The following is a 1,612-nucleotide window of genomic DNA, read 5'->3' as shown; positions in this document are numbered from 1 at the left end:
AGTTCGAACAAGAGCTCGGCGCCGGTCTTGGAGAGCGGCACGAAGCCCAGTTCGTCGATGATGAGCAGCTTAACGCCGGCCAACTGCTTTTGCAGCCGTAGCAGCCGACGTTCGTCGCGGGCCTCCATCAGTTCGTTGACCAGCGCGGCGGCGGTGATGAAGCTGACCGAGAGGCCCTTCTGGCAGGCCGCCAGCCCCAGCCCGAGGGCAACATGGGTCTTGCCGGTTCCACTGGGCCCCAAGGCGATGACATTCTCGCGTCGCTCGATCCAGTTGCATCGCGCGAGTTCCAGCACCTGCATCTTGTTGAGCTTTGGGATCGCTTTGAAGTCGAAGCTGTCCAGACTCTTGGTCGCCGGGAACTTCGCTGCCTTGATACGCCGCTCGATCATCCGCCGCTCGCGGTCGATCAATTCCAGCTCGACCAGACGTGCCAGGAACTGGACATGATCCAGCCCTTCGGCGGCGCATTGGCGGGCGAGCTTCTCGTATTCCCGCAGGAAGGTGGGCAGCTTCAGCGTCTTGAGATGATCCGCGAGCAGGATCTTCGGGGTGTCGGTCATGCCGCATCCTCCGACATCAGGGCCATGTAGCTGGCCGCGGATGTGGTCTCGACGTTCGCCCGCGGCAGGTATGGGTAGACATCGAGGTCCAGCTTTGGCGGCCGTTTCTCGACGTGACACAGGACGAGGTGCTTGACGGCATCGAAGCCGACCGCCCCCAATTGCAGGGCCTTCTTTACGGCGGCATGCAGGTCGTCGATGTCGAAGGTCTCGAGCAGGCGCAGAACCTGAACATACTCGCGGCGTCCTGCCTTGATCATCCGCGCTTCCATCAGGCGGCGCAGGGTCGCGAACTCCGACGGCAGGTCCCATTCCGCCAAAGGAGCCGCCTGGTCCAGGGCATTGATCTTCTGCTCGATCAGCGGAAGGTAATGCACCGCATCGAAGACCATGTCCTCGCGGTCGTAGCAGCGGGGATGACGGGCGATCACCTCGCCACCGCAGCCGATCACGACCACGTCGACATAGCCCCTGATCCAGACGTCACGGTGGCCGTAGGCGACGGGGACCGAGTAATCGTTGGTTTTGTAGCGCACCAGTGCCTGGGAGCTGACCCGTCCGGTGACCTGATCGCAGGCATCGAATGGCGCTGTCGGCAGATCAGCCATCGCGGCCAAATCCCGCTCAAGGCGTTCCGCGATCGTCTCGGACTGGCCGCGCAGGACATCCGCCTGACGTTTGAGGCACTGTGCCTCCAGGTAATCGTTGAACGCGCCCCAGGTTGCAAACCGCGGGATCGGCACCATGAAGTTGCGGCGGGAATAACCGACCAGCCCCTCCGCGTTGCCCTTGTCATTGCCCTTGCCGGGCCGCCCGTAGCGGTCACGGAACAGGTAATGTGACATGAACCCGCTGAACAGCGTGGCCCTCTGACGTGTCCCATCCGGCAGGATCTTCGCAACCAGACAGCGGTCGTTGTCGTAGAGGACCGACACCGGCACCTTGCCGAAGAACGCGAAGGCGTGAACGTGGCCATCCACCCAAGCCTCGGCAGTGGCTGCCGGATAGGCTCGCACGAAGCAGGCATCACTGTGCGGCAGATCCATGAC

2 protein-coding genes are annotated in these 1,612 nt (G+C 62.8%); both read right to left on the bottom strand.

Annotated features, from left to right (window positions below; genetic code table 11):
- Positions 1 to 563, bottom strand: a 563-nt coding sequence (locus ABIE57_RS20455; RefSeq protein ID WP_354540879.1) for an ATP-binding protein, incomplete at its 3' end; no start/stop codon positions are given.
- Positions 560 to 1,612: Mu transposase domain-containing protein (locus ABIE57_RS20450; RefSeq protein ID WP_354540878.1), on the bottom strand; the 1,053-nt coding region annotated here is incomplete at its 5' end. The genes ABIE57_RS20455 and ABIE57_RS20450, both read right to left, overlap by 4 nt.

The organism is Roseovarius sp. MBR-6, assembly GCF_040547525.1.
GTDB lineage: Bacteria > Pseudomonadota > Alphaproteobacteria > Rhodobacterales > Rhodobacteraceae > Roseovarius.
The sequence above is the reverse complement of the archived record's forward strand: the minus strand, read 5'-3'. Positions and strand labels throughout refer to the sequence as shown.